This window comes from Streptomyces sp. NPDC043867, assembly GCF_056435845.1.
Window position 1 is genome coordinate 47,213 of record NZ_JBWKDS010000044.1, and the last position, 25,282, is coordinate 72,494.

General features: G+C 72.3%; 25 protein-coding genes. 16 read left to right on the plus strand and 9 right to left on the minus strand.

The window, feature by feature from the left end; all coding sequences use genetic code 11:
• The first annotated feature begins 64 nt into the window (after positions 1–64).
• The 4 genes from AC069T_RS32080 (at position 65) to AC069T_RS32095 (ending at position 1,791) form a co-directional block, all read left to right on the plus strand.
• Complete coding sequence (locus AC069T_RS32080; RefSeq protein ID WP_478786082.1) at positions 65–508, plus strand: SRPBCC domain-containing protein; 444 nt, start codon at positions 65–67, stop codon at positions 506–508.
• Positions 505–888: an ArsR/SmtB family transcription factor gene (locus AC069T_RS32085; protein WP_478786083.1), complete on the plus strand. Its 384-nt coding sequence runs from the start codon at positions 505–507 to the stop codon at positions 886–888. Before AC069T_RS32080 ends, AC069T_RS32085 begins: the two co-directional genes overlap by 4 nt.
• A 299-nt stretch (positions 889–1,187) precedes the next feature.
• A complete protein-coding gene (locus AC069T_RS32090) occupies positions 1,188–1,409 on the plus strand; it encodes a DUF6199 family natural product biosynthesis protein (RefSeq protein WP_478786084.1) in 222 nt (73 codons plus the stop codon).
• A 64-nt stretch (positions 1,410–1,473) separates the two neighbouring features.
• Positions 1,474–1,791 carry a hypothetical protein gene (locus tag AC069T_RS32095; protein ID WP_478786085.1) on the plus strand — a complete coding sequence of 106 codons (318 nt, stop codon included), beginning with the start codon at positions 1,474–1,476 and terminating at the stop codon, positions 1,789–1,791.
• A gap of 215 nt (positions 1,792–2,006) precedes the next feature.
• Here AC069T_RS32095 and AC069T_RS32100 read toward each other — a convergent pair whose 3' ends face one another.
• Positions 2,007–3,530 carry an MFS transporter gene (locus tag AC069T_RS32100; protein WP_478786086.1) on the minus strand — a complete coding sequence of 508 codons (1,524 nt, stop codon included), beginning with the start codon at positions 3,528–3,530 and terminating at the stop codon, positions 2,007–2,009.
• A 435-nt stretch (positions 3,531–3,965) separates the two neighbouring features.
• On the opposite strand from AC069T_RS32100, the gene AC069T_RS32105 reads away from it, so the two are divergent.
• Complete coding sequence (locus AC069T_RS32105; protein ID WP_478786087.1) at positions 3,966–5,141, plus strand: N(5)-(carboxyethyl)ornithine synthase; 1,176 nt, start codon at positions 3,966–3,968, stop codon at positions 5,139–5,141.
• A gap of 40 nt (positions 5,142–5,181) precedes the next feature.
• Here AC069T_RS32105 and AC069T_RS32110 read toward each other — a convergent pair whose 3' ends face one another.
• Both AC069T_RS32110 and AC069T_RS32115 read right to left on the minus strand, forming a co-directional pair.
• Positions 5,182–6,624, minus strand: a complete 1,443-nt coding sequence (locus AC069T_RS32110) for a sulfatase-like hydrolase/transferase (protein WP_478786088.1) — start codon at positions 6,622–6,624, stop codon at positions 5,182–5,184.
• Between the two features lie 193 nt (positions 6,625–6,817).
• A complete protein-coding gene (locus AC069T_RS32115) occupies positions 6,818–6,913 on the minus strand; it encodes a putative leader peptide (protein WP_476750445.1) in 96 nt (31 codons plus the stop codon).
• 488 nt (positions 6,914–7,401) lie between these two features.
• Here AC069T_RS32115 and AC069T_RS32120 point away from each other — a divergent pair, with 488 nt between their 5' ends.
• From AC069T_RS32120 to AC069T_RS32155, 8 genes are all read left to right on the plus strand, one after another.
• The gene (locus AC069T_RS32120; RefSeq protein WP_478786089.1) at positions 7,402–7,929 is read left to right on the plus strand and encodes a hypothetical protein; all 528 of its coding nucleotides are present in this window, start codon (positions 7,402–7,404) and stop codon (positions 7,927–7,929) included.
• Between the two features lie 497 nt (positions 7,930–8,426).
• Positions 8,427–10,559, plus strand: coding sequence for a hypothetical protein (locus AC069T_RS32125; protein WP_478786090.1), 2,133 nt, complete (start codon positions 8,427–8,429; stop codon positions 10,557–10,559).
• 85 nt (positions 10,560–10,644) lie between these two features.
• The gene (gene pelF, locus AC069T_RS32130) at positions 10,645–12,186 is read left to right on the plus strand and encodes a GT4 family glycosyltransferase PelF (protein WP_478786091.1); all 1,542 of its coding nucleotides are present in this window, start codon (positions 10,645–10,647) and stop codon (positions 12,184–12,186) included.
• Positions 12,183–13,559, plus strand: a complete 1,377-nt coding sequence (locus tag AC069T_RS32135; protein WP_478786092.1) for a hypothetical protein — start codon at positions 12,183–12,185, stop codon at positions 13,557–13,559. The genes pelF and AC069T_RS32135 overlap by 4 nt, the downstream gene beginning before the upstream one ends.
• Positions 13,560–13,784: 225 nt before the next feature.
• Positions 13,785–14,786 carry a GDP-mannose 4,6-dehydratase gene (locus AC069T_RS32140; RefSeq protein WP_478786093.1) on the plus strand — a complete coding sequence of 334 codons (1,002 nt, stop codon included), beginning with the start codon at positions 13,785–13,787 and terminating at the stop codon, positions 14,784–14,786.
• A 35-nt stretch (positions 14,787–14,821) separates the two neighbouring features.
• Entirely contained in the window at positions 14,822–15,535 is a 714-nt protein-coding gene (locus AC069T_RS32145) for a sugar phosphate nucleotidyltransferase (RefSeq protein ID WP_478786094.1), read from the plus strand.
• Between the two features lie 7 nt (positions 15,536–15,542).
• Positions 15,543–16,469, plus strand: coding sequence for an NAD-dependent epimerase/dehydratase family protein (locus AC069T_RS32150; protein ID WP_478786095.1), 927 nt, complete (start codon positions 15,543–15,545; stop codon positions 16,467–16,469).
• On the plus strand, positions 16,466–17,131 hold the full coding sequence (locus AC069T_RS32155; protein WP_478786096.1) for a spherulation-specific family 4 protein: 666 nt from the start codon (positions 16,466–16,468) through the stop codon (positions 17,129–17,131). The genes AC069T_RS32150 and AC069T_RS32155 overlap by 4 nt, the downstream gene beginning before the upstream one ends.
• A 34-nt stretch (positions 17,132–17,165) precedes the next feature.
• Here the strand turns inward: AC069T_RS32155 and AC069T_RS32160 are convergent, their stop codons facing one another.
• The 3 genes from AC069T_RS32160 to AC069T_RS32170 all read right to left on the minus strand — a co-directional run bounded on the left by AC069T_RS32160 (position 17,166) and on the right by AC069T_RS32170 (position 20,079).
• Positions 17,166–18,092, minus strand: coding sequence for a GlxA family transcriptional regulator (locus AC069T_RS32160; RefSeq protein ID WP_478786097.1), 927 nt, complete (start codon positions 18,090–18,092; stop codon positions 17,166–17,168).
• Positions 18,089–18,640, minus strand: coding sequence for a cysteine hydrolase family protein (locus tag AC069T_RS32165; protein WP_478786098.1), 552 nt, complete (start codon positions 18,638–18,640; stop codon positions 18,089–18,091). The genes AC069T_RS32160 and AC069T_RS32165 overlap by 4 nt, the downstream gene beginning before the upstream one ends.
• A 143-nt stretch (positions 18,641–18,783) precedes the next feature.
• Positions 18,784–20,079: a cytochrome P450 family protein gene (locus AC069T_RS32170; RefSeq protein WP_478786099.1), complete on the minus strand. Its 1,296-nt coding sequence runs from the start codon at positions 20,077–20,079 to the stop codon at positions 18,784–18,786.
• Positions 20,080–20,517: 438 nt separating this feature from the next.
• On the opposite strand from AC069T_RS32170, the gene AC069T_RS32175 reads away from it, so the two are divergent.
• Positions 20,518–21,159: a LysE family translocator gene (locus tag AC069T_RS32175; RefSeq protein WP_478786100.1), complete on the plus strand. Its 642-nt coding sequence runs from the start codon at positions 20,518–20,520 to the stop codon at positions 21,157–21,159.
• A gap of 69 nt (positions 21,160–21,228) precedes the next feature.
• Here AC069T_RS32175 and AC069T_RS32180 read toward each other — a convergent pair whose 3' ends face one another.
• Positions 21,229–22,182, minus strand: a complete 954-nt coding sequence (locus AC069T_RS32180; RefSeq protein WP_478786101.1) for a hypothetical protein — start codon at positions 22,180–22,182, stop codon at positions 21,229–21,231.
• A gap of 216 nt (positions 22,183–22,398) precedes the next feature.
• On the opposite strand from AC069T_RS32180, the gene AC069T_RS32185 reads away from it, so the two are divergent.
• Together AC069T_RS32185 and AC069T_RS32190 are read left to right on the plus strand one after the other, a co-directional pair.
• A complete protein-coding gene (locus AC069T_RS32185) occupies positions 22,399–22,743 on the plus strand; it encodes a hypothetical protein (protein WP_478786102.1) in 345 nt (114 codons plus the stop codon).
• A gap of 47 nt (positions 22,744–22,790) precedes the next feature.
• Positions 22,791–23,879, plus strand: coding sequence for a glutamate--cysteine ligase 2 (locus tag AC069T_RS32190; RefSeq protein ID WP_478786103.1), 1,089 nt, complete (start codon positions 22,791–22,793; stop codon positions 23,877–23,879).
• 78 nt (positions 23,880–23,957) lie between these two features.
• Here the strand turns inward: AC069T_RS32190 and AC069T_RS32195 are convergent, their stop codons facing one another.
• Together AC069T_RS32195 and lexA are read right to left on the minus strand one after the other, a co-directional pair.
• The gene (locus tag AC069T_RS32195) at positions 23,958–24,212 is read right to left on the minus strand and encodes a DUF6158 family protein (protein WP_478786104.1); all 255 of its coding nucleotides are present in this window, start codon (positions 24,210–24,212) and stop codon (positions 23,958–23,960) included.
• A gap of 107 nt (positions 24,213–24,319) precedes the next feature.
• The gene (gene lexA / locus AC069T_RS32200; protein WP_358855017.1) at positions 24,320–24,997 is read right to left on the minus strand and encodes a transcriptional repressor LexA; all 678 of its coding nucleotides are present in this window, start codon (positions 24,995–24,997) and stop codon (positions 24,320–24,322) included.
• Positions 24,998–25,282 lie beyond the last annotated feature (285 nt).

Here is a 25,282-nt window from a genome sequence, read left to right on the forward strand (position 1 = left end):
CACGACAGTTCATGACGTGCAACTCTGGAGTTGCATCCAATCGTGGCACTGAAGGAGTCGGCTCATGAGTGAGGACCGGATCGAACGCGAGACGCTGATCGAGGCTCCCCTGGAGCGGGTGTGGTCCCTGGTGGCCCAGCCCGGATTCTGGGTCGCCGAGAAGGCGAGCCTGCCCGGCACCGTGGCCAGGGAGGGCGAGACGATGGTGGCCAGGAACGCCGAGCACGGCGACTTCCCGGTGCGGGTGGAGAAGGTCGAGCCGCCGACGTACCTGGCCTACCGCTGGACCAGCGCCTTCCCGGGAGAGGAACTGCGCGAGGACAACAGCACCCTCGTGGAGTTCACGCTGGCCCAGGAGGGCGAGCGGACCCGGCTGCGGGTCGTCGAGAGCGGGTTCACGGCGCTGGCCGGATCCGAGGACCTGCGCATTCGCAATCACAAGGACCACAGCGAAGGCTGGCCCCTGGAGCTCGACGCGCTCAAGACGCGCGCGCAGCAGTCCGTGTGACCGAGGAACGTGACGGCGGTGCCGCGGCGGTCGACCACGTCCTCGCCGCGCTGGCCGACGCCACCCGGCGGCAGTTGCTCGACCTGCTCGCCGCCCAGGGAGAGGCCACGGCTACGACGCTCGCCGAACGGCTGCCCGTGTCGCGGCAGGCGGTGGTCAAGCACCTCGCCGTGCTCGACGCCGCCGGGCTGGTCTCCGGCGGGCGCGTCGGACGCGAGGTCCGGTACGCCGTGCGGCCCGCGGCCCTGGACGCGACGGCACGGTGGATGGCCGCGCTCGCCAACGACTGGGACCGACGGCTGGCGAACATCAAGCGCGTCGCCGAGGCGGCGGAGCGGGAGAAGGGAGACGACGACCGCTCACCGGACCGGCCTGCCTGAGGAACGCGACCAGCGGCGGCGGGGCCGGGTCCCGGAGGCTTACGCCCAGGTGCTCCTCCGGGTGCGGCCGCCGCAGGCCGCACCCGGAGGAGCAGCGGCGACGGTCCGCGGACGAATCCCGCGACCGTTCTGATCTCCGGGCCGTTCCGGCGTGACTGGTACCGCTTACGGGGCGGCCGGGTTCGCGAGGACCGGGCGCGCAGGTGTCCCGGGTGGCTCCGATGATCCGGGGTAGACGGACGTCCACGCAACCGACCGCACCTCGGGCGTCCGTCGCCCGACGTACTCAGGGAGGCTCGTTGGCCGCCGTCCTGCTGTGCCTCTTCCCGCTCGTGGGCCTGGTGCGGGTGGTCCGGGCGCAACCGCTCCGGAAGGCCGACCGGCCCGGGCAGCGGCCGTTCGCCTGGGACTGCGACGCCACCGGGCCGACGCGCAAGGGCCATCCGATGACGCGGATCTCCGGAGCGGTGTTTCTCGCGTTCGCCGCCCGGATGCTCGTCCAGAATCTCCAGGGACAGTGACGGCAGCCCTCAGCGAGCCCGACGCCCCTGCCGCGGCAAGGGACGTCCACGTTAGGAGCTTTTTGTGACCACCTTCATCATCACCGTCCCCGGCACCCTCGTCCACGGCGTCACGGACGACGCACGCTCCGAAGTGGTGCGCAGGCTGCGCCCGCAGGACCCGAAGAACACGGAGCTGGGCGAGAGCGAGGAGCTGAACCTCCTCACGGTCGAGGACGGCGGCATGTTCTCGATCCGGCTCGAAGTGGATGCCGCGGACCAGTCGAGCGCGGAGGCCGAGGCGGTACGCCTCGTAGCCGGGGCGCTGAGGGCCAGCGGGATCGCGGAGACGGACGCTCCCCTGGGACCGGCCTCGGTCACCGGCATCGACCGCGAGTTCTAGGGGCCTGTCTGACAATTCCCGTCGTCGCCCGGAGGGCGGCCTCGCGGCGTCAGGTGCGTGCTCTGGGGGTCCCCCCGGCCGGAGGCTGGGGAGTGCCGGGCGTAGAGCCTCGTACTGGACGTACTTGGGTCTGCGCCCGGTGCGGCGAGAGTGCGTGCATGGCGTCGCGAGGCAGACGGGAATTGTCGGACAGGCCCTATCCGGCGACGTCCGGGTCAGCACTGATTCGCGCGGGTGCGGCGGTGGCCCGTCCCGGCCGAGTCCGGCGGGTCGGTGCCCCCGGGGCCGGTACGGCGGTCGCGGCGCCAGTCGAGCACGGCGGCCGCCAAAGCCCCCAGCAGGGCGAGGATCCCCGTGCCGACGGCCACCGCCACGGCCGTGCGGTAGTCGTGGGCGCTCGATCCGAGCACCAGGTAGAAGAGCCCGGGAAGCGCCGCGGTACCGACCGCACCGCCCAGACGCTGGCCCGTCTGCAGGGCACCGCCCGCCGCCCCGGCCATACGGACCGGGACGTCGCGCAGGGTCATGGTGACGTTCGGCGAGATCACGCAGCCGCTGCCGATCCCGCCGATGAGGAGGGCGGGCGCCGCGCACCAGGCGGCCGCCTCCGCCGGCGCGAACCTCAGGACCAGGGCCGTCGCACCCAGACCGAGTACGACGCCGGTCAGCCCGAGGACGGTCAGCAGCCTGCCCAGCCGTTCGACGAGCCGTCCCGCGACGACCGCCGCCGCCGCCGAGCCGACGGCGAAGGGGGTCACCGCGAGACCGGACCTGAGCGGCGAGTAGCCGAGTCCGTTCTGGAAGAACAGCGCGAAGACGAGCCACACGCCGCTGAACCCGACGAAGTACAGCGCGGCGATGCCCGCGCCGGCCGCGTAACCGCGGGCCTCGGTGAAGAGCCTCGGATCCAGCAACGGCTCTCCGTCCTGCGCCGCGACCCGCCTCTCCCAGCGCGCGAACCCGGCCAGGAGCGCCAGTCCGGCGGGGAACAGCCACCAGAGGCGTCGTATCCCGCCCGCCTCGGCGAGGACCAGCGGCAGCATGACCGCCAGCACCCCGGCACCGAGCAGGGCGACGCCCGGCAGGTCCAGGTGTCCCCTGCGGCCCGGGGCCACGCGCGGCAGGAGCCGGCTGCCGAGCAGCAGCGCGAGCACACCCACGGGGACGTTGACGTAGAAGATCCACCGCCATCCGCCGGGGCCGTCGGCGAGGGCCAGGATCAGGCCGCCGGTCACCGGGCCCACGGCGCTGGAGATCCCGACCGTGGCGCCGAACAGGCCGAAGGCACGGCCCCGCTCCGCCCCCTTGAACATCTGCTGGATGAGGGCCGAGTTCTGCGGGGCCAGGCAGCCCGCGGCGATGCCCTGGGCGAGCCGGGCCGCCACCAGCAGCGTGATGGAGGGGGCGGCGCCCGCCGCGGCACTGCACACCACGAAGGCCGCCAGCGCCCACAGGAAGACACGGCGCCGGCCCACCGCGTCACCGATCCGTCCGGCCGTCACCAGCGCCAGGGCGAACGCCAGCGCATAGCCCGAAACGACCCACTGCACGGACGCCGCCGAGGCGCCGAGCTGCCGCTGCATCGAAGGCAGCGCGACCGCGACGATCGTGACGTCGAGCAGGGTCATGAACCCGGCCACCAGGGTGGCCCACAGGGCCCGCCACCGGCGCGGGTCCGGCCGGTCGGCCGTCCGCGTCCGGCCCCTGACCTGGTCACCCGCCCGCGCACCGCGTTTCACACCTGCCCCTTCCCACAAGACACGCCCGTACGGAACGGGAGCCGGGCGCCGTATCCACTTATGCGTCACCCGCACACACCGGCCCAAACAAACCCAAAGGGAAAGCGCCGCCCCGCCTGGACGGGGAGGTGACCGGCGGCGGGCGTTCGGGGCCTGGAACCCGAGGGGTCCTGACAGAGGTACGGTTGCGGTACCGAGCGCACCTCGCACGCCGTCATCCGTTTCGGCGTCGCCCTCGGGAACGGCAATGGCCGGGCACCTGTGCACCGGCCGGAATCGAGCCGCCCCATGCTTCCCCGCTCGTACTCGCGCTCCGTCTTTCACGTCCCCTTCCGCGGCCCTCGATAGCCGGCATCGCCTCAGCCGTCGACCGCTCCCCGTTCACGGGGACGCACCGCCCCGCACCAGCGACACAGTGAAAAGACGAGGACGCACATGAGCCTGATGAGTCTGGGAGTACTCGCCTCCTCCCGCAAGGAGAACGAGTTCCGGCTGCCCCTGCACCCCCGCCACCTCGACCGCGTCGACCCCGACGTGCGCGAGAAGATCTTCCTCGAACAGGGCTACGGGGTGCGCTTCGGTGTCGACGACGACGCGCTGCGACCACTGGTGGCAGGTCTGCGCACCCGCGAGCAGCTCCTCGCCGAGTGCGACGTCCTGCTGCTGCCCAAACCGGTGCACGAGGACGTCGCCGCGCTGCGTGAGGGCCAGGTGCTGTGGGGATGGCCGCACTGCGTGCAGGACGAGAAGATGACGCAGATCGGCATCGACCGGCGGCTGACCGTCATCGCCTGGGAAGCCATGAACCACTGGACCTCCACAGGTCAGTTCAGTGTCCATGTGTTCCACAAGAACAACGAACTCGCCGGCTACTCCTCCGTGCTGCACGCCCTGCAGCTCGGCGGCCTGACCGGCAGCTACGGCCGGCGCCTGCGAGCGGTGGTCATCAGTTTCGGCGCCACGGCGCGCGGGGCGGTCACGGGCCTGGGCGCCATGGGGGTCTCGGACGTCACGGTGCTGACCCAGCGCGCCGCGGCTGCGGTGGCCTCGCCGATGCCTTCGGTCGTGATGGGGCACTTCGAGGAGCGGGAGGACGATCCGTCCCGCCTCCAGGCGCTCACCCAGGACGGCCCCGTGCCGCTCGCGGAGTACCTGGCCGGGTTCGACATCATCGTCAACTGCATAAGGCAGGACACCGACGCGCCCCTGACGTTCGTCACCGAGCAAGAACTCGCCGGTTTCCGCCAGGGGACGTTCTTCGTCGACGTCTCCTGCGACGAGGGCATGGGGTTCGAGTGGGCGCGCCCCACCACTTTCGCCGATCCGATGCCGACCGTGGGGCCGGGCTGCCACTACTACGGCGTGGATCACAGCCCCTCCCACCTGTGGAACTCGGCGACGTGGGAGATCAGCGAGGCGCTCATTCCCTACCTGCGTGAGGTCATGAGCGGCCCCGCGGCCTGGGACGCCGACACGACGGTCCGCAAGGCCATCGAGATCCGCGACGGCGTCGTCCAGAACCCGAAGATCCTCTCCTTCCAGCACCGGGCGGCCGCCTACCCGCACACCACCGAGGCTCCGGCGCCGCACTCCCCCGCGCAGCGGGCCTGACAGCCCGGCGCCCTGACGAGCCGCCGACGGCAGCGGTTCGTCAGGAGGCGGGATACGGCAGCAGTTCCGCGTCGACCTTCTCCCACACGGCTCGCAACTCGGCCAGCACGGTGGGCTCTTCGGTGGCGCGGTCGGCCTGCTCCCGCGCGTCCCGGGACAGGTCGAAGAGCTGGTCGGCGCCGCCCTTGCCCCGGTAGTACTTCCACTTGCCGCGGCGCACCGCCCGCTCTCCCCGCACCCGCCAGAACAGCTCCCGCTGCGGCGGGGTCTCGCCCCGCAGCAGGTATCCGGCGAGACTGACGCCGTCCAGCGGATGACCGGGATCGGGGCGGGCACCGGCCAGCTCCAGCAGGGTCGCGGTCCAGTCGGGCGAGAAGACCGGCACCTCGCTGACCTGACCGCCCTTCAGACGTGCGGGCCACCGCACCACGGTCGGCACCCGGATCCCGCCCTCCTGGAGGGATGCCTTCTCGCCGGACAGGGGCCACTGGTAGGAGAAGCGCTCGCCGCCGTTGTCGGAACCGAAGAAGACGAGTGTGTCCTCCTCCTGTCCCGACTCCCGCAGCGCCGCCAGGACCTGGCCCACCGAACGGTCGAGGTCCTGCACCATCTCGGTGTACTTCTCGACCGAACCACCGTCGGTGTGCAGCAGCGCCTGCACCCCCTTGCCCGACTTGATACGGCGCACGATCTCGGCGCTCTCCTCCCTGTCGCCGTCGGCGATCCAGGGCCAGTGCGGGGTGGTGAAGTTGAGGTTGAGCAGCCACGGCCGGTCGTGGTCCCGGCGCACGTACTCGCTCGCCCGCTCGGTCAGGATCCGCGTGTAGTACCGCAGGTCCTTGTACTCGGCGTCCCCCTCGTACAGGTCGTACTCACCGCCCAGCCCGAGCTTGGAGTAGTACTCAAGCGCGCCGCCGAAGTTGCCGAAGAACTCGTCCCAGCCCGATTTGGTGGGCGAGTAGTCCGGCAGGTAGCCGCAGTGCCACTTGCCGATCAGGGCGGTCGCGTATCCGGCGCCCCTGAGCAGGGAGGCGAGGGTGGGGTGGGTCGGTTCGAGCCCGTCCGACCTGTTGGCGATCGGCTCGGCCAGGCCGCCCTTCGTACGCCCCGGATAGCGGCCGGTGTACAGGCTGAAGCGGGTCGGCGAGCAGGTCGCGGAGCCCGCGTAGGCGTCGGTGAAGCGCACGCCCTGCCGGGCGAGACGGTCCAGGTGCGGGGTCTTGATGTGGGGCGCGCCGTAGCAGGACAGGTCGGCCCATCCCAGGTCGTCGCCGAGGATGAACAGGATGTTGGGCCGCCGTGCGTGCCTGCCCGCCGCGGCCCGGAAGGGCCGCTCGTGCGGCTGCGCGGCGTCCGCGTCGGCGGGCGTCGCGTGTGCCGTGGTGGCCGGCAGCCCGACGGCGGCGGTGGCGGCCCCGGCGCCTATCGCGCCGCCGAAGGCGCGCCGTGACAGGGCGGATCGGTCGTTCGTGGACGGGGACATGGTGAGGCAACTCCTCGGCGCGGGCAACGGCGGCCGCCCGGCACGCGCTGCGTGACGGCGGCCGTCCCGCGCGGGGTCGGCAGAACGGACGGGGTAAGCCCGAGGCGGGCAGGGGGACAGGCCGGAACGGGCGTGGACGCGGCCGCTCACGGGCGGCGGGAGGCCGCCCGAACGGGGGTCATGCGGTCCGGGCTCAGAGTGCGCAGCAACAGATGGCGCTCGCCAGACGACCGAGATCGACGTGGCGGCGCCGCACGAGCGTGGCGCTGAGGCCACCGGCGAGCTGCATGATCGCGTAGCTTGCCGAAGCCGGACAACACGTGTCAACGCCCGGTCCACAGTGCGGACCGGTGGCGCGGTGAGGTGGGGCTTCTTCCGGGTTCGCCGGGCCGGTTCGGCCCCGCGCGTGCTTGTGGGCCGTGGGGGGGACGGACCCGCAGGACGTCACGACCGTTTCCCGACGGCACCCGACGGCCGGAACATCATCGGTTGGCCGGTAACAACACCCGCTCCCCAAAAGGCAGTTGCTTCACCTCGGCACGCGACGCACCCGGTATCCGCCAATCCGCCCGATGGGGGCGTCGAAGCGGGTGGCATCACGCGGGGAGGGCGACTCGGCTCGCCCGTCCGGCCTGTCGTGCATGAATGCGGGCAGATTCACTCTGTGACGACGTGCTCACAGAGCCATCACCTGATGTGCACTTCAGGCCGCATTCCGTTGCCGGTGTTCCCGACGGGGCAGACGGTGCCCTCGTGGCCTGCCTAGCCTCCCGGCCCATGCGATCCACACAGCAACGACGCCTCGGTCTCGCCGCCACCCTCGCCCTCGTCCTCGCCCTGTTCGGACTCGCCCCGAGCGCGAGCGCGGCCGACCTCGCCCCGGCCGACCTGACGTTCACCACCGACAGCGCCACCACTCAGCCCGGCGGCACGGTGAGGCTCTCGATGACGCTCACCAACAACAAGACCTACGACATCTGGTTCGTCCACCAGACCATCGACCCGACCTGGCTGACCACCCAGCGGCCCGACCTGAAGTACACCTTCACCGGTTGCAGCCTCGCCACCGCCGCCGGCAGCTCCCCCTGTACCGGCACCGGCCCCGCCAACCTCGGCGGCAACTACGGCTCCACCATCCCGCCGGGCCAGAGCCGCACCGTCACGCTGACGCTCCAGGTCGCGGCGGACTCCGGCTGCAACGGCAACATCGGCTTCTACTCGTACTACTACGCCGAGTTCAGCGACACCACGAGCACCGGCGGCGGTCCGGTTTACACGCCCGAGACGCGCGTGCTCTGCCCCTGATCCCGCACCGGCGCCCGCCTCCTGGCGCGCAGCCGTAGATCACGAGAGCACAAGTGGTCACCCAAGGCGGCAGGTTCGTCGCGGACACGCGCGAACCGCCGCCTTCGGTACGTCCGCGTCCTGGGTGACCTAAAACCGATCAGAGGCCACGAAGCCGTGCTGGTCTGAACCACTGGCGGCCCGACCACGCGGACGCCGACGCTCCGCATGTACTCCACGCAGGCACAGTCCGACCCAGGGGCCTCTCCACCACGTCGCGCCGCGGGTCCCCCGAGGGCCACCGGACAGCCGTTCCGGCCGAGGCCCGAGCAGTTCTTCGCCTGCACTTTCCCGTCATGTTTCGCAGCAGCAGCACGAAAACTACACAGAGACATCACTATGTGACGCGACGGATGCGACGACGACCGACGTTCGAGGGGGGCGGCGGCGTGGCGCAAGGGGGTGTTTCCGCTCGATGGAGCGGCGCTCACCCCTGCCCGGGGAGAGGACTTCACCGCATGAAGGGGACCATTCGCACGGCCGCGTTCACCGCGGGCGTGCTCATAGCCTCGCTCGGCCTGCCGGCCGGTGCGGCTCACGCCGATCCCGCCACGCCGCGCATCGATCTGCGGGTCCTGGTCGTGAGGGACGGCGGACCGGCCACGGACGCCATCGCCGCCGAACTGGACACCGCCGGAACGCCGTACACCGAGGTCGACCTGCGGCAGTCCGGCCGGCCCGTGATCGACGCCGGCTTCCTGGCCGACACGGTGGACGGCCGGCCGCGGGCGAAGTTCCAGGCGGTCGTCCTGCCGAACGACAATCCGTTCGCCGCGGACTCCGCCGAAATGGCGGCACTGGCCGCCTACGAGCAGACGTATGCGATCCCGCAGGTCGACGCGTACACCTACGCCCGCCCCGAGGCCGGACTCCAGTACCCGGTCCACGGCGGCTACTCCGGCAGCGTGGACGGCGTACCGGCCGAGGTCACCGCGGCCGGCCGGGCGGGACCCTTCGGCTATCTGGACGGGGCCGTCCCGTTCGAGGACAACTCCTCGACCGTCGGCGAGAGTTACGCCTACCTGTCGACGGCCGTCGCGGGGGCGGACTTCACCCCGTACGTCGACGCGGCCATCCCCGGCCGGACGACGCGGGGTTCGCTGGTCGGTGAGTACCGGCACGACGGGCGGCGCGAACTCGTCGTCACGTTCGTCTACAACCGGTACCAGCGGCAGTTCCGGCTGCTGGCCCGCGGCATCGTGGAATGGATGACCGGCGGCGTTCACCTGGGCGCCTCGCGCAACTACTTCGCGGTGCACGTCGACGACGTCTTCGCCGCCGACGACCGCTGGGACACCGAGCTCAACTGCACGCCCGGCGACGTCGACTGCGCCCGGGGCGAGGGCGTGCCGCGCCCGATCCGGATGACGCCCGCCGACGTCGACCACACCACCGCCTGGCAGACGCGGCGGAACTTCACCCTCGACCTCGCGTACAACGGCGCCGGCAGCGTCGACCACCGGGAGGACAACAACGGCGCCGACCCGCTCGCCGACAAGCTGGTCGACGACCGCGGACGCTTCCGCTGGATCAACCACACCTACACGCATGCCTTCCTCGGCTGCCGGCAGGACGTGACCGTGGTGCCCTGGAAGTGCGCCACCGGCCCGGACGGCAGGACCGCGTGGGTCGGCCGGACCGAGATCTCCGACGAGATCGCCAAGAACCGTGTCTGGGGCCGGGCGGCCGGACTGCCGCTGGACGACGACGAGTTGGTGACCGGTGAGCACTCCGGGCTGAAGCTGCTGCCGCAACAGCCCGCGGACAACCCGAACCTGGCGACCGCCCTCGCGGACAACGGCGTGCAGTGGCTCGCCTCGGACAACTCCCGCGACCCGGAGCAGCGCCAGGTGGGCCCGGCCACGACCGTCTCCCGCTACCCGATGAACGTCTTCTACAACGCCGGGCGGGCCGCCGAGCAGGTGGACGAGTACAACTGGATCTACACCGGCCGTGCCCAGGGCGGCAGCGGCATCTGCGAGGACCACCCCGACACCTCGACCTGCCTGTCGTCACCGCTGAGCACCACCACGGGCTACACGGACCACATCGTGCCGCTGGAGACCCGGATCGCCCTCGGGCACGTCCTGTCCAACGACCCGAAACCGCACTTCATCCACCAGTCGAACCTGGCCGAGGACCGTATCGCCTACCCCGTCCTGGACGGGGTGCTCGACGGATACGCCGACCTCTTCGCCGCCGACACCCCCGTGGTCAACGCGCCGATGAAGGACATCGGCGTCGAACTGCGGCGACGCGCCACCTGGCGGGCCGCGGTCGCCGCGGGCCGGGTCAGCGCCCACCGCATCGGTGACACGGTGACCGTCGAGGCACCGGACGGCGTCGCTACGACGGCGACCATGCCCGCGGGCACCACGCGGGCCGGCGCCGGGTTCGGCGACGCGTACGCCGGCCGGGTGTCCGGCTGGGTCACCGCCGCCGGGCCGCTCACCCTGACCCTGCCGTCGAGCGCCGCCACGCTCACCGCGCCCGTCGGCGTCGAGGGCGAAGCCGCCGCGACCCGCACCACCCCGCGCACCCGTGTGCCCGCCGGTGTGACCGAACAGGTGCCGTACACCCCGGAGCGCTGACCGCGCACCGACCCCGGGTCCCGGCCGCATCCTCCGCGGCCGGGACCGGCACCACCACCCCACACCTCGGCCGTGGAGCACACCCATGCACGTTCACCACGGCACGCGACGCCCCGGCGCTACGCGTGTCACCCTGCTCACCGAAGGAACGTACCCACACAGTCACGGTGGCGTGAGCGTCTGGTGCGACCAGCTCGTCGGCGGTATGCCCGACATCGCCTTCGACGTCACCGCCGTCACCGGAACCGGACGCGAGCCGGTCGTGTGGGACATCCCGGAACAGATATCGCGCGTGGTCACGGTCCCCATGTGGGGGCCCGCGCCCGGCGGCAACCCGCCCCGCGGGCGGCGCCGCAACCGGCTCGCCACCGCCTACGAGCAGTTCCTCACCGCCCTGCTCGACCCGTGCGCGGAGGACAGGTTCGGCACCGCCCTCCACGCGATGGCGGGGGCCGCGGCCGACGGACTGCTGAGCCCCTTCCTGCGCGGCGACCGGGCGATCAGCATCCTCACCGCCGTGTGGAACCGGCCGGGACTGGCCGTGCGCGAGGCCCGGCCCACCCTGCACGACGCCCTCACGGCCACGGCTCTGCTGGAACACGCCCTGCGCCCGCTGGCGGCCCCGGTGCCCGAGCACGGGGTGGCCCACGCGGTGAGCGGCGGCGTGGCCGTACTGCCGGGTCTGGCCGCGCTCGAACGGCACGGCGTGCCACTGCTGTTGACCGAGCACGGCGTCTATCTGCGCGAGCGCTACCTCGGATACCGCACGGCCCCGTACCGCTGGCCGGTGAAGGCCGTCGTCCTCGGGTTCTTCCGGCTGCTGGCCGAGGAGACCTACCGACGGGCCGCGCTGATCACGCCCGGCAACCGATACAACCGGCTGTGGGAGGAACAGGGCGGCGCCGATCCCGGGTCGATCCGCACCGTCTACAACGGGGTCGACCCCGCCGCGTTCCCGCCGGCCGGCCCCGAGCCCGACGCACCCACCCTCAGCTGGGCGGGCCGGGTCGACCCGATCAAGGACCTGGAGACCCTCATCCGGGCGTTCGCCCTCGTCCGGGCCCAACTCCCGGACGCGCGGCTTCGGTTGTTCGGTGGCACTCCGCGCGGCGGTGAGGCCTACCGGGAGCGGTGCGAGGCGCTGGCCACCGAGCTCGGCCACGGGGAGGCGGTCACCTTCGAGGGCCGGGTCGACGACATAAAGGACGCCTACGCGGCCGGCAACGTCGTGATGCTCTCCAGCATCAGCGAAGGCTTTCCCTTCACCCTGATCGAGGCCATGTCGTGCGGACGGGCGACGGTGTCCACGGACGTGGGCGGCGTACGGGAGGCCGTCGGCGACACCGGTCTCGTCGTGGCGCCGCGCGACCCGGCGGCCATGGCCGCCGCCGCGCTCGACCTGCTGGGCGACCGCGAGCGCCGGCGCGCGCTGGGAGAGGCGGCCCGGTTGCGGGTCATCGAGCAGTTCACGCTGCGGCAGACCGTCGACACCTTCCGGGCCATCTACCTGGAGCTGTCACGGCCCGGCCGGATCACCCTGCGCGACCCGTGGACGACCGACACCGAAGCGGGCGTCATGGCCGCGGAGGGTGCCGCTCCCGCCGAGCCGCGGAGCCTGGTCGGATGAGCGGGCCGATCGCTCTCGAACCGGGCGGCGCGGGACAGGACACGCTGTCCCTGCGGCTCGCCGACGAACGCACCCTGACGCTGCACCTGCCGGTTCGCGGCACGGACCACGACGCGGTCGACCGGCTCGCCGCCGAACTCGCCGACGGCATCGGTCCCGCCGTGCACCCCTACGAGGTGGCCGCACTGCTGGAGTCGGAGGGACTGACCGCCGAGGTGATCCAGGAACGCTACGGGCACCCGAACCTGTTCTCCCTCGCCTCCGCCCTGTACGAACGCGTCCCGCGGACCTTCCCCGAACCCGCCCCGTCGGCCGACCCGTGGCGCCCTGACCACATCCGGTGCGCCCTGCGCGGGGCCCTGTTCGCCCTGCCGGGGCTCGCGTACCTGCTCACCGGACGGCTGTGGCACGTCGACGGGAACGCCGTCGTCCTGGTCGCCGCCGGGCTCGTCTCCTGGGCCTGGGGCCAGGCGCTCGGACACCGGGCCTATCTGCGCATGACCACGGGACAGCGCGAGGCGGGGCGCACCCTTCTCGTGGGCGCACCGCTGGGTGCCGCGGCGGCGGCGACCGCCGGGGCGCTGCTCGCCGGTTCGGTCGCGGCGGCATGCGTGGCGGCCGCGCAGTCCGTGTATCTCGCGGCGGCCGGCGTGCTCCTGGTGCTGGGCCGGGAGCGGCTGCTGCTGGCCGCGCTCGCCCCGGTGATCGCCGGTGCGCTGCTCCTGCCGTGGTGGGAGCCGGGCGCCGTGCTGCGGGCCGGGCTGCCGGTGCTGTCGGTCCTCGGCGCGGTCGCCGCGGCCGGCTGGGCCCTGCGCACACCGCTCGGCGCCTCCCCCGCTCCGGGCGGCGCCCCGCCCGCGCTGCTGCGCTCGCTGCCGTACGGACTGTTCGGCCTGGCCGCCGGGGTGCTGGTGCTGCTGGAGGGGCGGGAGCACCCGTCCACCGTCATCGCGCTGACCGTGAGCATGGGGCCCGCCGAATGGCTGCTGTACCGGTATCGGGGCATGTCGGTGGCGGCGCTGCGGGCGACGGCGACACCCGCCGCCTTCCTGCTCCGTTCGTCCGGAATCCTCGCCCTCTGCCTGTGCGCCTACCTCCTTCCCCTGCTGCCCGCCGCACTGCTCACCGGCGCCGAACCGGCTCCGCTGCTGCTGCTCGCCGCGACGCTGTGGACCGCTCTGCTGCTCCAGGCCTTCGGGGTGGCCTGGCCGCCGGCCGGGGTCTGCCTCGGGGCCGCCGGCGGAGCCACAACGGTCGCTCTCCTCCAACCACCGTCCGGCGGCGCCGTGTTGTCACTGAGCTGCGGCGCGGCCGCGCTGTGTCTCACGGCCTGCACGGTGTGGCTGCTGGGGCGGCCGGCACCCCACGCCTGACCGCTCCGTCCACGCCGTCCCTCGTACGACCCACCGCACCGCACGCACCTGCGCCCCGACCGCCACCGTTCCGTCCCACGGGCCACCCTGCCGCACCGCCGCACCGCTCGCACCCCGTCCGCTACCCGGCGCGACCGCCCGACCACCACCGCACGGCACCGGTCCACGAACGGGCCGGCTCCACGTCCCGTCACCACGCACAACCGACCGGAAGGACTACCTGAGTTGACCTCCGCACCGCTCGCCGCCGTCACCGGAGCCGAGGGCTTCATCGGCTCCCACCTCACCGAGGCGCTGGTCGCCTCCGGACACCGGGTGAGGGCCATGGCGCAGTACAACTCCTTCTCCTCCTACGGGTGGCTGGAGACCCTGGCCCCCGACGTCCTCGACCACGTCGAGATCGTCCTCGGCGACGTCCGGGACCCCGGCTCGGTCCGCGGTCTCGTCGAAGGCGCCGACTGCGTCTACCACTTGGCCGCCCTCATCGCGATCCCGTACTCGTACCAGGCACCGCACAGTTACGTGGACACCAACATCACGGGCACGCTCAACGTGCTGGAGGCGGTGCGCGCGCTCGGGACGCCCCGGCTGGTGCACACCTCCACCAGCGAGACGTACGGCACCGCGCAGACCGTGCCGATCACCGAGGACCACCCCATCAACACCCAGTCCCCGTACGCGGCTTCGAAGGCGGGCGGGGACCGTCTTGCCGACAGCTACCACGCCAGCTTCGACACACCGGTGGTGACGCTGCGGCCGTTCAACACCTTCGGCCCGCGTCAGTCGATGCGGGCCGTGATCCCCAGCGTCATCGGCCAGGTGGCGGCCGGCGAGCGCACCCTCACCCTCGGGGACCTGCGGCCCACCCGCGACTTCACCTACGTCAAGGACACCGCGCAGGCGTTCCTCGCGGTGGGCACCGCGCCCGCCGAGCGGGTCGTGGGCCGCACCTTCAACGCCGGTACCGGCGGTGAGATCTCGGTCGGCGACCTGGTGGCGCTGATCGGCAAGGTGATGGACACCGCCCTCGACGTCCGCGAGGACCCGCAGCGGATCCGGCCCGCCGGGTCCGAGGTGATGCGGCTCGTCGCCGACGCGACCCGCCTCGGCGCGGCCACCGGCTGGAGCCCCGCCCACGACCTGGAGCAGGGCCTCGCGCACACCGTGGAGTTCTTCCGCGACCCGGGCAACCTCGCCCGCTACAAGACCGGCATCTACAACATCTGACCCACCGGCACGTCCGTCCACGAAGGAGGAGTCCCATGCACGTAGTGATCCTGGCTGGAGGCAAGGGCGTCCGGCTGCGGCCCTACACCACCGCCCTGCCCAAGCCGCTCGTGCCCATCGGCGACCAGCACGCCATCCTGGAGATCGTGCTGCGCCAGCTCGCCACGGCCGGCTTCACCGGCTGCACCCTCGCCATCGGCCACCTGGGCGAGATCATCCGCGCCTATGTCGGCGACGGCTCCCAGTGGGGCATGTCCATCGACTACGTCACCGAGGACAGCCCGCTGGGCACGATCGGTCCCCTGCTCACCATGCGCGAACGCCTCCCGGAGTCGTTCCTGGTGATGAACGGCGACATCCTCACCGACCTGGACTACGCCGACGTCCTGAACCGGCACCGGAGTTCGGGCGCCCCGCTGACGATCGCCACGTACGCCCGCAAGGTGCAGATCGACTTCGGGGTGCTGACCACCGACGCGAACCACGTCGTCGGGTTCACCGAGAAGCCGAGCATCGACTACCGCGTCTCCATGGGCGTGTACGGACTGAACCGGACCACGCTCGACGGCTACACCGCCGGTCTGCCGCTCGGCTTCGACGAGCTGGTGCTGGACCTCCTCAGAAAGGAGAACCGCCCGCACGCCTACGAGTTCGACGGGTACTGGCTCGACATCGGCCGCCCCGACGACTACGACCGGGCCAACGCGGAGTTCACCACCCGCAGGTCGCTGCTACTCAAGGGAGCCTGAGCACCACATGCGCATCCTCGTCCTGGGCTTCACCGGCTATCTGGGCGGCCACGTCGTCGAGCACCTGCACGCCCTTCCGGGCGTGCGGGTGCTCCGCGGCGGCCGCTCATCCGCCGCGGAGCTCGGCATCGATCTCGCCACGGCCCGTACGGACCGACTGGCGGGCATTCTCGCGTCGGCGGCGCCCGACGCCGTGATCAACTGCGCGGGGGCGACCGGCGGGGACGCCGTGACCCTCGCCGAGGTCAACTCCCGCGGCCCCGCCGTCCTGTGCGCGGCGCTGCGGGAGGCGGCGCCCGCGACCCGCCTGGTCCACCTGGGCTCTGCCGCCGAGTACGGCCCCGGCACCCGGGACGCCCGGGTGCCCGAGTCGGCGGCCACGTGTCCCGTCACCGCGTACGGTGCCACCAAGCTGGCCGGCACCGTCACCCTCGCCGCCTCCGGGCTGGACGCCGTGGTCCTGCGGGTGGGCAACCCGGTGGGGCCCGGCGCCCCGCTCACCGGGCTGCCCGGCCGCATCGCCGGTCTGCTGGCCGGGGCCGGCCGGGACCCGGACGCGGTGATCCGGCTGGGTGACCTGTCGGCGTACCGCGACTTCGTCGACGCGCGGGACGTGGCACGGGCGGCGGTGCTCGCGGCGACGACGCCCGGGCCGCTGCCGCGCATCCTCAACGTCGGCGGCGGGAACGCCGTCCCGGTGCGCGACATGGTGCGGGCGCTGGCGCGCGTCGCCGGGTTCCGCGGCCGGATCGAGGAGAACGGCGGCGGGTCCGTCCGCTCGGGCGACGTGTCGTGGCAGTGCTCCGACATCACCGCGGCCGCCGACTCCCTCGGCTGGCGGCCGTCGTACACCCTGGACGACTCGCTGGCGGCCCTGTGGGCGGCCACGGCGGGCGCCCCGTCCCTCCACCTGGAAGGGGGCCGCGCACCGTGAGCCTGCTGATCCCGCTGTACGTCCATCCGGCAGAGGATCCGGCCGCCTGGCACCGTCTGATCACGTCGGCGGACCGCACCTACGCGGTCGTCATCAATCCCGCCGACGGGCCGGGCACGGCGGCCGATCCCGCGTTCGCCGCGGCCGCCGAGGCGCTGAGGGCGGCCGGCGCCCGACTGCTCGGCTACGTCGACACCGACTACGGCGCACGCCCCGCCGCGGACGTCACGCGGGACGTGGTCCGGCACCGGGAGTGGTACGGGGCCGACGGCTGCTTCCTGGACCGGGTGACCGCTTCGCCCGCCGAACTGCCCGCCTGCCGAAGGCTGGTGCGGTCGGTGCGCCGGCTTGGGGCGTCGCCCGTCGTACTGAATCCGGGGGTCCACCCGGCGCCCGGATACGCCCGCGTCGCCGACCTGATCGTCACCTTCGAAGGGCACTGGTCGACGTATGTGTCGGCGTTCAGCAGACCGTCGTGGACCGCACGGCATCCGCCGGAGCGGTTCTGCCACCTGGTCTACGGGGTGCCCGAGGCGCTCGTGCCACTGGCCGTCCGCACGGCCGGTGAGCGCCGGGCCGGGGTCGCCGGTCCGGTGACCGGTGAACTCCCCAACCCCTGGGGCGGGTTGACCCCCGCACTGAGCGGCGGGACCGACTGCTGAGCCGCTTGCGGGCCCCTGCACCGGTCCGCCGCGGTTACGCGGAGTCGCCGAGCGGCAGCCGGGACCGTAGGCGTCGCAGCATGCGGGCGTCCTCGAAGCCGACCTCACGCGCGGCCGTCTCCATCGTCGACCCGTGGCCGATGAGGTACTCGGCCCGTTCCAGGCGCAGTGTCTGCTGGTAGCGCAGCGGCGTGAGGCCGTCGGTGGCGCGCCCGAACAGGCGGGTGAGGGTGCGCTCGCTCACCCCGGCTGACGCGGCGAGCGTGCTCAGCGGCAGCGGTTCGGCGAACCGGTCGTCGATCAGATCCTGGACGCGGTGCACGGTGTCGTCCAGATGCGAGCGGTGCCGCAGCATGGCGCTGGCCTGCGGCTCGTGTCCGTTGCGGCGGGCGTACACCACCATCTGGCGGGCCACCTGCGCCGCGAGTCCCGGGCCGTGCCGCACGGCCAGCAGGTGGAGCGCCAGGTCGATGCCGCTGGCGATGCCCGCCGAGGTCACGACCCGGTCGTCCGCGGAGAACAGGACGTCCCGCATGAGGAGCGCCCTCGGGTACCGGGCCGCGAGTTCCTCCTGCACGTCGTGGTGTGTGGTGCAGCGGCGCCCGTCCAGGAGACCTGCCCGTCCGAGTGCCTCGGCTCCCGCGCAGACGCTGGCGACGGTGCCGCCGCCGGCGTGATGTCCGCGCAGGCGCCGCAGGGTGTCCTCGCCCGGCACGGGCCCCCCGCGCAGCGTCGGGGCCCGCCAGCCGGGCACCACGACCAGGTCCTCCGGTGTCAGCTCGGGCCACCGCGTGCGGGCGGTCAGCGGCAGGCCCTGGGCGCTGACCACCTGCTCCTGCTCGGCGACGTACGCGAGCCGGTAGGAGTGCCCGAAGTCCGCCGCCGTGCTGAACACCTGGGCGGGCCCGGCGAGGTCGAGGAGGTGGACGCCGGGCAGGAGGACGAAGACGACCTCACTCACGCAGCCGGTGCTTCCCGTTCGGCTTCCAGCTCCGGCACCGTGGCGATCCGGGCGAACCGGTCGCGGAGGACCGCCTCGGTCCGCTCGGTGATCTCGGCGGCACCCAGGTCGCCGATGGCGCTGGTCGCGGTGGCGTCGGTGACGAACACCATGCGGTACCCGAGGTCGCTGCCCAGCCGGGTCGTGGTCTCCACGCACTGTTCCGTGCGGATGCCGCACACCCACAGCTCTCCGACCTCCGCCTCGGTCAGCAGCTGCTGGAGGTTGGTGGTGGTGAACGCGTTGTGGGACGTCTTGCGCAGGACGGGTTCGTCCGGCCGCGGACCGTCGAGCTCCGCGAAGAGGCGCACCTGGCCGGAGTCGGGGTCGAAGACGTCACCGCTGCCCGGTTCCGTGTGCAGCACCCAGACGACCCGGTCGCCCGCGGCACGCGCCAGGGCGACCAGCCGGTTGACCGGTTCCGCGATCTTCTGATTGGAGAACTGTTCCCACGACGGGCGTGCTCGGAACGATTCCTGGACATCGACGACGATCAGCGCTCGGTTCATGTCACCCATTCTGACCTGCCCCGAACCGTGGTCCCAGGCTCGATCAGGGCCGGCACCGGAACGATCCGGTCACCGGCGGTGCGGCGGCGGCGACGCGTCCCCGGGTCGCCGCCGCCAGTCGGCTGGGAGAGGCAGGGCGCCGGTTACGCGCCCAGGGCCCCGGCGCCCGCGCCCACCGGGCAGCCGCCGGCCGCCCGCACGACCGCCGGGCGAGCGTCCCGCACGCCCGGGTTCGCGGGGTCTCCCAGCGACACGGGAAGTTCACGGTGCCCGTTCGAGATGAACGACTCCAGCGGCCGCAGCTGCTCGGGCCGCACGGCGAGCGACATGTCCGGGAAGCGGGTGAACAGGCCGCGCAGTGCCACCTGAGCCTCGAGCCTGGCCAGCGGAGCGCCCACGCAGAAGTGCGTCCCGAAGCCGAACGCGAGGTGCTCCCGGCGCGTGGCGCGCGTCACGTCGAAGACCCCGGCGTCCGCGCCGTGGACTTCCGGGTCACGTCCCGCCGACAGGAACGAGATGACGAGTGCGTCTCCCCTGCGGATCACGACGCCGCCGATCTCGATGTCCTCGACGGCGTAGCGCAGGATGCCGGTCGCGCCCGGTGTCTCCACGCGCAGCGCCTCTTCCACGGCGTCCTGCCAGGAGGCGTTCCCGGAGCGCACCAGAGCCAGCTGGTCGGGGTGCTGGAGCAGCAGGGCCACCGCGTGGTCCAGCAGGTTCACCGTGGTCTCGTACCCGGCCGTGTACAGCAGGATGAGGTTGTCGACGAGTTCCTTCTCCGACAGCTGGTCGTCGTCCCCGTCCCGCACGGTGATGAGCGCGCTCGTCAGGTCGTCCCCCGGGGACCGCCGCTTGAGGTCCACCAGTGCGCTCATCGTCCGGTACAGGTCCACGCCGTTGCGCTGCGCCTCCTCGAGCGAGACGCCGGTGTCGAAGAACCCCGCGATGATCCGGGCGATCGCCTGTTGGAACTGCCCCGGGATGCCGAACAGTTCCGCGAGCACCCGCACCGGGAGTTCCTGCGCGAACGCCCGCCGTACGTCCACGGGTCCTTCCGCGGCACGCTCCGCGAGTTCGTCCAGCAGGCCTTCGGTCAGTTCCTCCACCCGGGGGCGCATGCTCTCCACCCGCCGTGCCGTGAACGCCGAGGCCACGAGCCGGCGCAGTCTGCGGTGGTCCTCGCCGTACGCCGTCACCATGTTCTGCACGGACACCCAGATCGCCAGCGGCCACTCGGCGCCGATCTCACCCTGCTGCCAGGCGGGCCAGTGCCGGTACGCGTCCTTGGACACGCGCGGGTCCCGCAGCAGTTCCTTGATGGTCTCCAGCCCGGTCACGGCCCAGGCATCGACGCCTCCGGGCAGCACCACCGGTACGACGGGGCCCGCTTCGGCCCACCGTGCCGCCTCCCCCTGTACGTCCCGCCCGGAAGCGTCCACCGCGAACGGACACCCGACTCCACCAGACATCACAACCCCCTAGAGACAGCGAAGACCCACGACACCCGCCGAACAGCACGGCGTTCGAACCGATCCGGGACAGAGAGGAGAGCATCGGTCCCATCAGCCCCGCGAGGGCCGACCGACGACACGAACAGGGACCAGACCACCCACAGGCCGGTCAGTGACCGGGAGGGGCGAGCCGCGGAACCCGTTCAGAATAAAACCGGATGGGTGGTTTTTACAATGCCCCGCTCGCGACTGCTCCCGCCCGAGTCCGCTCGGCCTCGTCGGCAGGACGCTTGTCGAATGAAAAATGTCGACCAACCGGTTTTATGCGAAGGGCAGGAAAGGTGAGGGAGGCGTACGGGAATCCGGCCGGGCTCGCTGGTCGAAAATGGGCTGCAGACGCGAAAGGTTCCGCTGTTTCATGGCGGCATGGTGTCTTCCGACCGACTGCCGGCTTTCGCTGCCATGTCCTTCCTGCTGATCGTGATTCCCGGCCCCAGCGTGCTGTTCGTGATCGGACGTGCGCTGGCTCACGGACGCAGAACGGCGCTGATCACCGTGGTGGGCAACACCCTCGGCGCGTACGTCCTCGTGGTGGCAGTGGCGCTCGGGGTCGGCTCCGCGGTGGAACGGTCGGTCCTCGTCTTCACGGTGCTGAAGCTGGTGGGCGCCGCCTACCTGATCCACCTGGGCGTCAAGGCGGTGCGGCAGCGCGGGTCCCTGCACGCCTCGGTGACCGGAGAGGGACCGGCGGCGCACGGCACCCTGCGGACGCTGTGGGACGGGTTCGCGGTCGGCGTGGCCAACCCGAAGACCGTCGTCTTCTTCGCCGCCGTACTGCCCCAGTTCGTCGACCGCGGCCAGGGTCACGTCCCGGTGCAGCTGCTCGCACTCGGGCTGGTCTTCAATGTCATCGCGCTGGCATCCGACAGCGTGTGGGGCCTGGCCGCGGCCACCACGCGGACCTGGTTCGCCGGCTCACCGCGCCGGCTCTCCCTGATCGGCGGAGTCGGCGGCCTCACGATGATCGGCCTCGGTGTCACCGTCGCGGCGACCGGCCGCAAGGACTGAGCCCCGCGACCGGACCGCGGGACCGGCCCCTCGCCGTCCGTCCACGCGGAGCCAGGGCCGGGATCTCCGTCAGCCGTCGCCCTCCGCCGCATCGCTCCCGTCCGGGGCCTCGCCCGTCAGGCGGTCGACTTCCGCCGCGGCCTCCCCGGCCCGGGTCCGGGCGGCACTCAGCCGGCGGCCGGCCACATGTTCCCGCTCCTGGGCCTCACGCCGGTCGGCGCGTGCCCGACGCTGCTGCTCCTCGGCGTTCTTGAGGTCCTCGGTCAGTTCCGCGATGCGCTGTCGCAGCTCGGTGACGTGCTGCTGCGACGTGTCGTTCCGTTCCCGCGCTTCCCGGGCCGCACGGCCCGCCTCCTCCGCCTCCGCCGCACACGCCGCGAGGTCGCGCTCGGCGCCCTGGGCCGCCCGGCGGGCCTCGGCGAGCCGTTTCCGCCGCCGCGCCTGTGCCGCCGAGTCCGTACGGCCGGCGGCCCGGGGCCTGGAGGCCGTCGCCCGGGGCTCGCTGTCGGTCGGCGCTGCCCGGCCTTGCTGCACGGCGTCCCGGGCCACGGCGGGGAAGCCCACGGCCGGACTCAACGGCTTGGCGAGTCGTCCCGCGGCCCACTCCCGGGCGGCGCCGGCGTCACCGAGGACCGCTTGCAGGGTCTGCTCGACCTCGCGCAGGGCGCCGTCACCGAGCGGATGCCCGTGCTCGGCGGCGAGCTGTTTCGCCTGCTGGGACAGGGCCCTGATCAGTGCCTGCTGCTGCCCGGCGAGCTGACGCAGCTGTGCGCCGTCGAGGTCCTGGTGTGCCTGACGCAGGGCCTCCCCCAGCCGGACCAGGGGCTGGATCTCGTCGCGCTGCTCGCGCACCAGCAGGTTGCTGGCCCAGGCGGACAGGCTGGGACGGCGCATCCCGCTGATCTGTTCGGACAGCGCACGGTCGCCCGCCGTGCGGGCTGCGGCGGCCCGCTGGTTGCGGACTGCGGTGAACTGCTCAGGCCGCAGCCCGTACAGCTCGTCGGCGACAGCGTCCGCATCCACCGGCGCCCTTTCTGCGGAACGGGAAGATTCCTACCGATATTGTCAGCTTCCTCCCTTTCTCGTGGACTCTGTTGCTGCCTACGGGGGAACCGCGGACGCACCTGCGGCTCCCCGCCGGACGTGGACCTCCGCAGGACAGAGGGGGTGTCCGTCCGCTGTTCCCGGGCAGGCGGAACCCGGAAGGGCGGGCAGCCGAGCCGACCTCGAGGACGAGAAGTGAGCTTCGAAAAGCAGCGTGACACCACCGAGGACACCGGGGCGCCGCAGGACGGCCCGACCGGAGAGGAACGGGCGGCGTGGGAGGACGTGCGCCGACGAGCCACCGGCATGTCCCACCACGAGTCGAAGGCGGCGCGTGACGCCGCCCGTCACGCCGCGAAGTCCGACGCCCTCACCGACGGCGAGGTGGCACGCGCGGACGCCGAGGTGGAGGAGTGGGAGCGGGTGACCGACGCCCTGGCCGACCATGCCGGGACGTACGACCCGGAGATCGATCCGTTCGTGCAGGGCGAGAAGGCCGCTCGGACACTCCACGCGGGCCGCCCGCGAAATGCCCGCTAGCCGCCCCCACCAGCTGTAGAACCCCCCGCAAAGAAAGGCCGCATCACGTGCGCACTGTCGGAGTCGAGGAAGAACTTCTCCTGGTCGACCCGGAGACCGGAGAACCGCAGGCTCTGTCCGCGGCCGTACTCGCCCGGGCCGCCAGGGAGGACCCCGAGGAGGAGACGTTCGAGAAGGAGCTGCACGAGCAGCAGCTCGAGTTCGCCACCCACCCGCAGTCCGACATGGCCGAACTCGGCGCGGAGATCGTGCGCTGCCGCAGGGAGGCGGCACGGCTCGCCGGGGAGACCGGGGCGGCCGTCGTGGCCCTCGCCACGTCACCCCTGCCGGTCAGCCCGTCGGTCAGCCCGAACAGCAGATACCAGTGGATGTCCCACGAGTTCGGGATCGCGACGCAGGAGACACTCGTCTGCGGCTGCCACATCCACGTGTCCGTCGAGTCCGACGACGAGGGTGTCGCCGTCGTCGACCGCATCCGCCCCTGGCTGTCCGTCCTGACCGCGATCAGCGCGAACTCCCCGTTCTGGCAGGGCCGGAACAGCGCGTACGCCAGCTACCGCAGCCGGGTGTGGGGGCGCTGGCCGATGGCCGGCCCCACCGAGCTGTTCGGCTCCGCCGACCGGTACCACCGGCGGGTCGAGGACATGGTCGCCACGGGTGTGGCCCTCGACAAGGCGATGGTCTACTTCGACGCGCGGCTCTCCGACCAGTACCCCACCGTCGAGATCCGCGTCTCGGACGTCTGCCTGGAGGCGAGCACCGCCACGCTCATCGCCACCCTGGCCCGCGGACTGGTGGAGACGGCCGCGCGCGAGTGGCGTGCGGGTGTCGAGCCGGTGGGTCACAGCGTCGAGCTGCTGCGGCTGGCGGCCTGGCGAGCGGCGCGGTCCGGGCTGGAGGAGAACCTCCTGCACCCGCTGACCATGAAGCCCGCTCCCGCCGGGGAAGTGGTGCGCGCACTGCTGGACCACGTCGGTGAAGCCCTCACCGACTGCGGTGACGCCGACCGGGCCGAGAAGGCCGTCACCGAGCTGCTGCAGCATGGCAACGGCGCCCGGATCCAGCGCGAGATCATGGAGAGGACCGGCAGTCTGGGCGCGGTGGTCACGGAGTGCGTACGCCGTACCCAGTCCTGAGCGATCCGGTCCGCACGGACCTGTGAGCAGCCTCGGGGCGCACGCGCACGGATCGACCGTGGTGCGTGCGCCCCGCGCTCATGCCTCGCGGGCCCGGGCTCCCTCCCGCGTCCGGCCCGCGCTCACGGCGCGGTCCGGGTTGCGCCGCACGTATTCGCCCTCCAGCTCCGCCGTGCGGCGGCTGTGCGTCTCCAGGGCCTCCGGCGAACCGTGCAGGAAGGTGTCGTGGCGGGTGCGGTGCACGCTTTCCAGCTCGCGCAGCAGTTGCTGGTCGTCCAGCAGCCCGGGATCCAGTCCCTCGGCTGCGTCGCCGGCCTCGTTCGACGTGGACACAGTGGGCTCCTCAGGGGTCGGGGCCGCGGCACACCCGTGGCGGGTGCGCGCCTGGGATCCCTCGGGTCACCCGATCACGGGAGGGCAAACGCCGCCCGCCGGTCCGGTCAGAGCCGGCGCAGGACACCGACCACCTTGCCCAGGATGACCGCCTGGTCGCCGGGGATCGGAGCGTACGCGGCGTTGCGGGGCATGAGCAGCACCTGGCCGTCGCGACGGTGCAGCTGTTTGACGGTGGCCTCGTCCTCGATGAGCGCCGCGACGATGTCACCGTGGTCGGCGCTGTCCTGCCGGCGGACCGTGACGATGTCGCCGTCGCAGATGGCTGCCCCGATCATGCTGTCACCGGCCACGGTGAGAGCGAACAGGTCGCCCTCGCCGACCAGTTGGCGGGGCAGCAGGTAGACGTCCTCCACCGCCTCCTCGGCCAGCACGGGCACACCGGCGGCGATCCGCCCGATGAGGGGCACCTCGGCCGGGGGCCTGCCGGCGGCTGCACCCGCCAGGTCCGGGGCCCACGTCGGACGCACACGGTAGGCGCGCGGCCGGTGCGGATCGCGGTAGAGGACGCCCTTGCGCTCCAGGACCATCAGCTGGTGCGCGACGGACGAGGTGCTGGCGAGGTTCACGGCCTTGCCGATCTCCCGCATCGACGGGGGGTAGCCCTGGCGGGCGACCTCGTTCGCGACGAACTCGACGATGGCCGCCTGACGGGCCGTCAGCTCGCCTTCGACGGAGCGGACACCCGCCGGCCTGCCCCGGCGCGCTGTTGCCGTCTTCTCCATCAGGACCACCTTCGACTCAAGATCTCTCCGAGCGCGACCCTAACCCGCCATCACGCCCAAAGGGAACGCCCCTCCCGAATCACGGCATTCACGCCGCCAGGCTCGCCTGGGGGGCACGCCGTCAACCACGCCCGACGTGGGATCGTGACGGGCCGTACCCGGTGACCGCTCCCTAATACTGCAACGGTGTTTGTTCTGATTGCTGGGCAGTTTTCAGGGGCTGTGTCCGCGTCGTTTGTAGTGGCTGATGCGGGCTTGGTGCTGGCGTCGTCGTCGCCAGTGTGA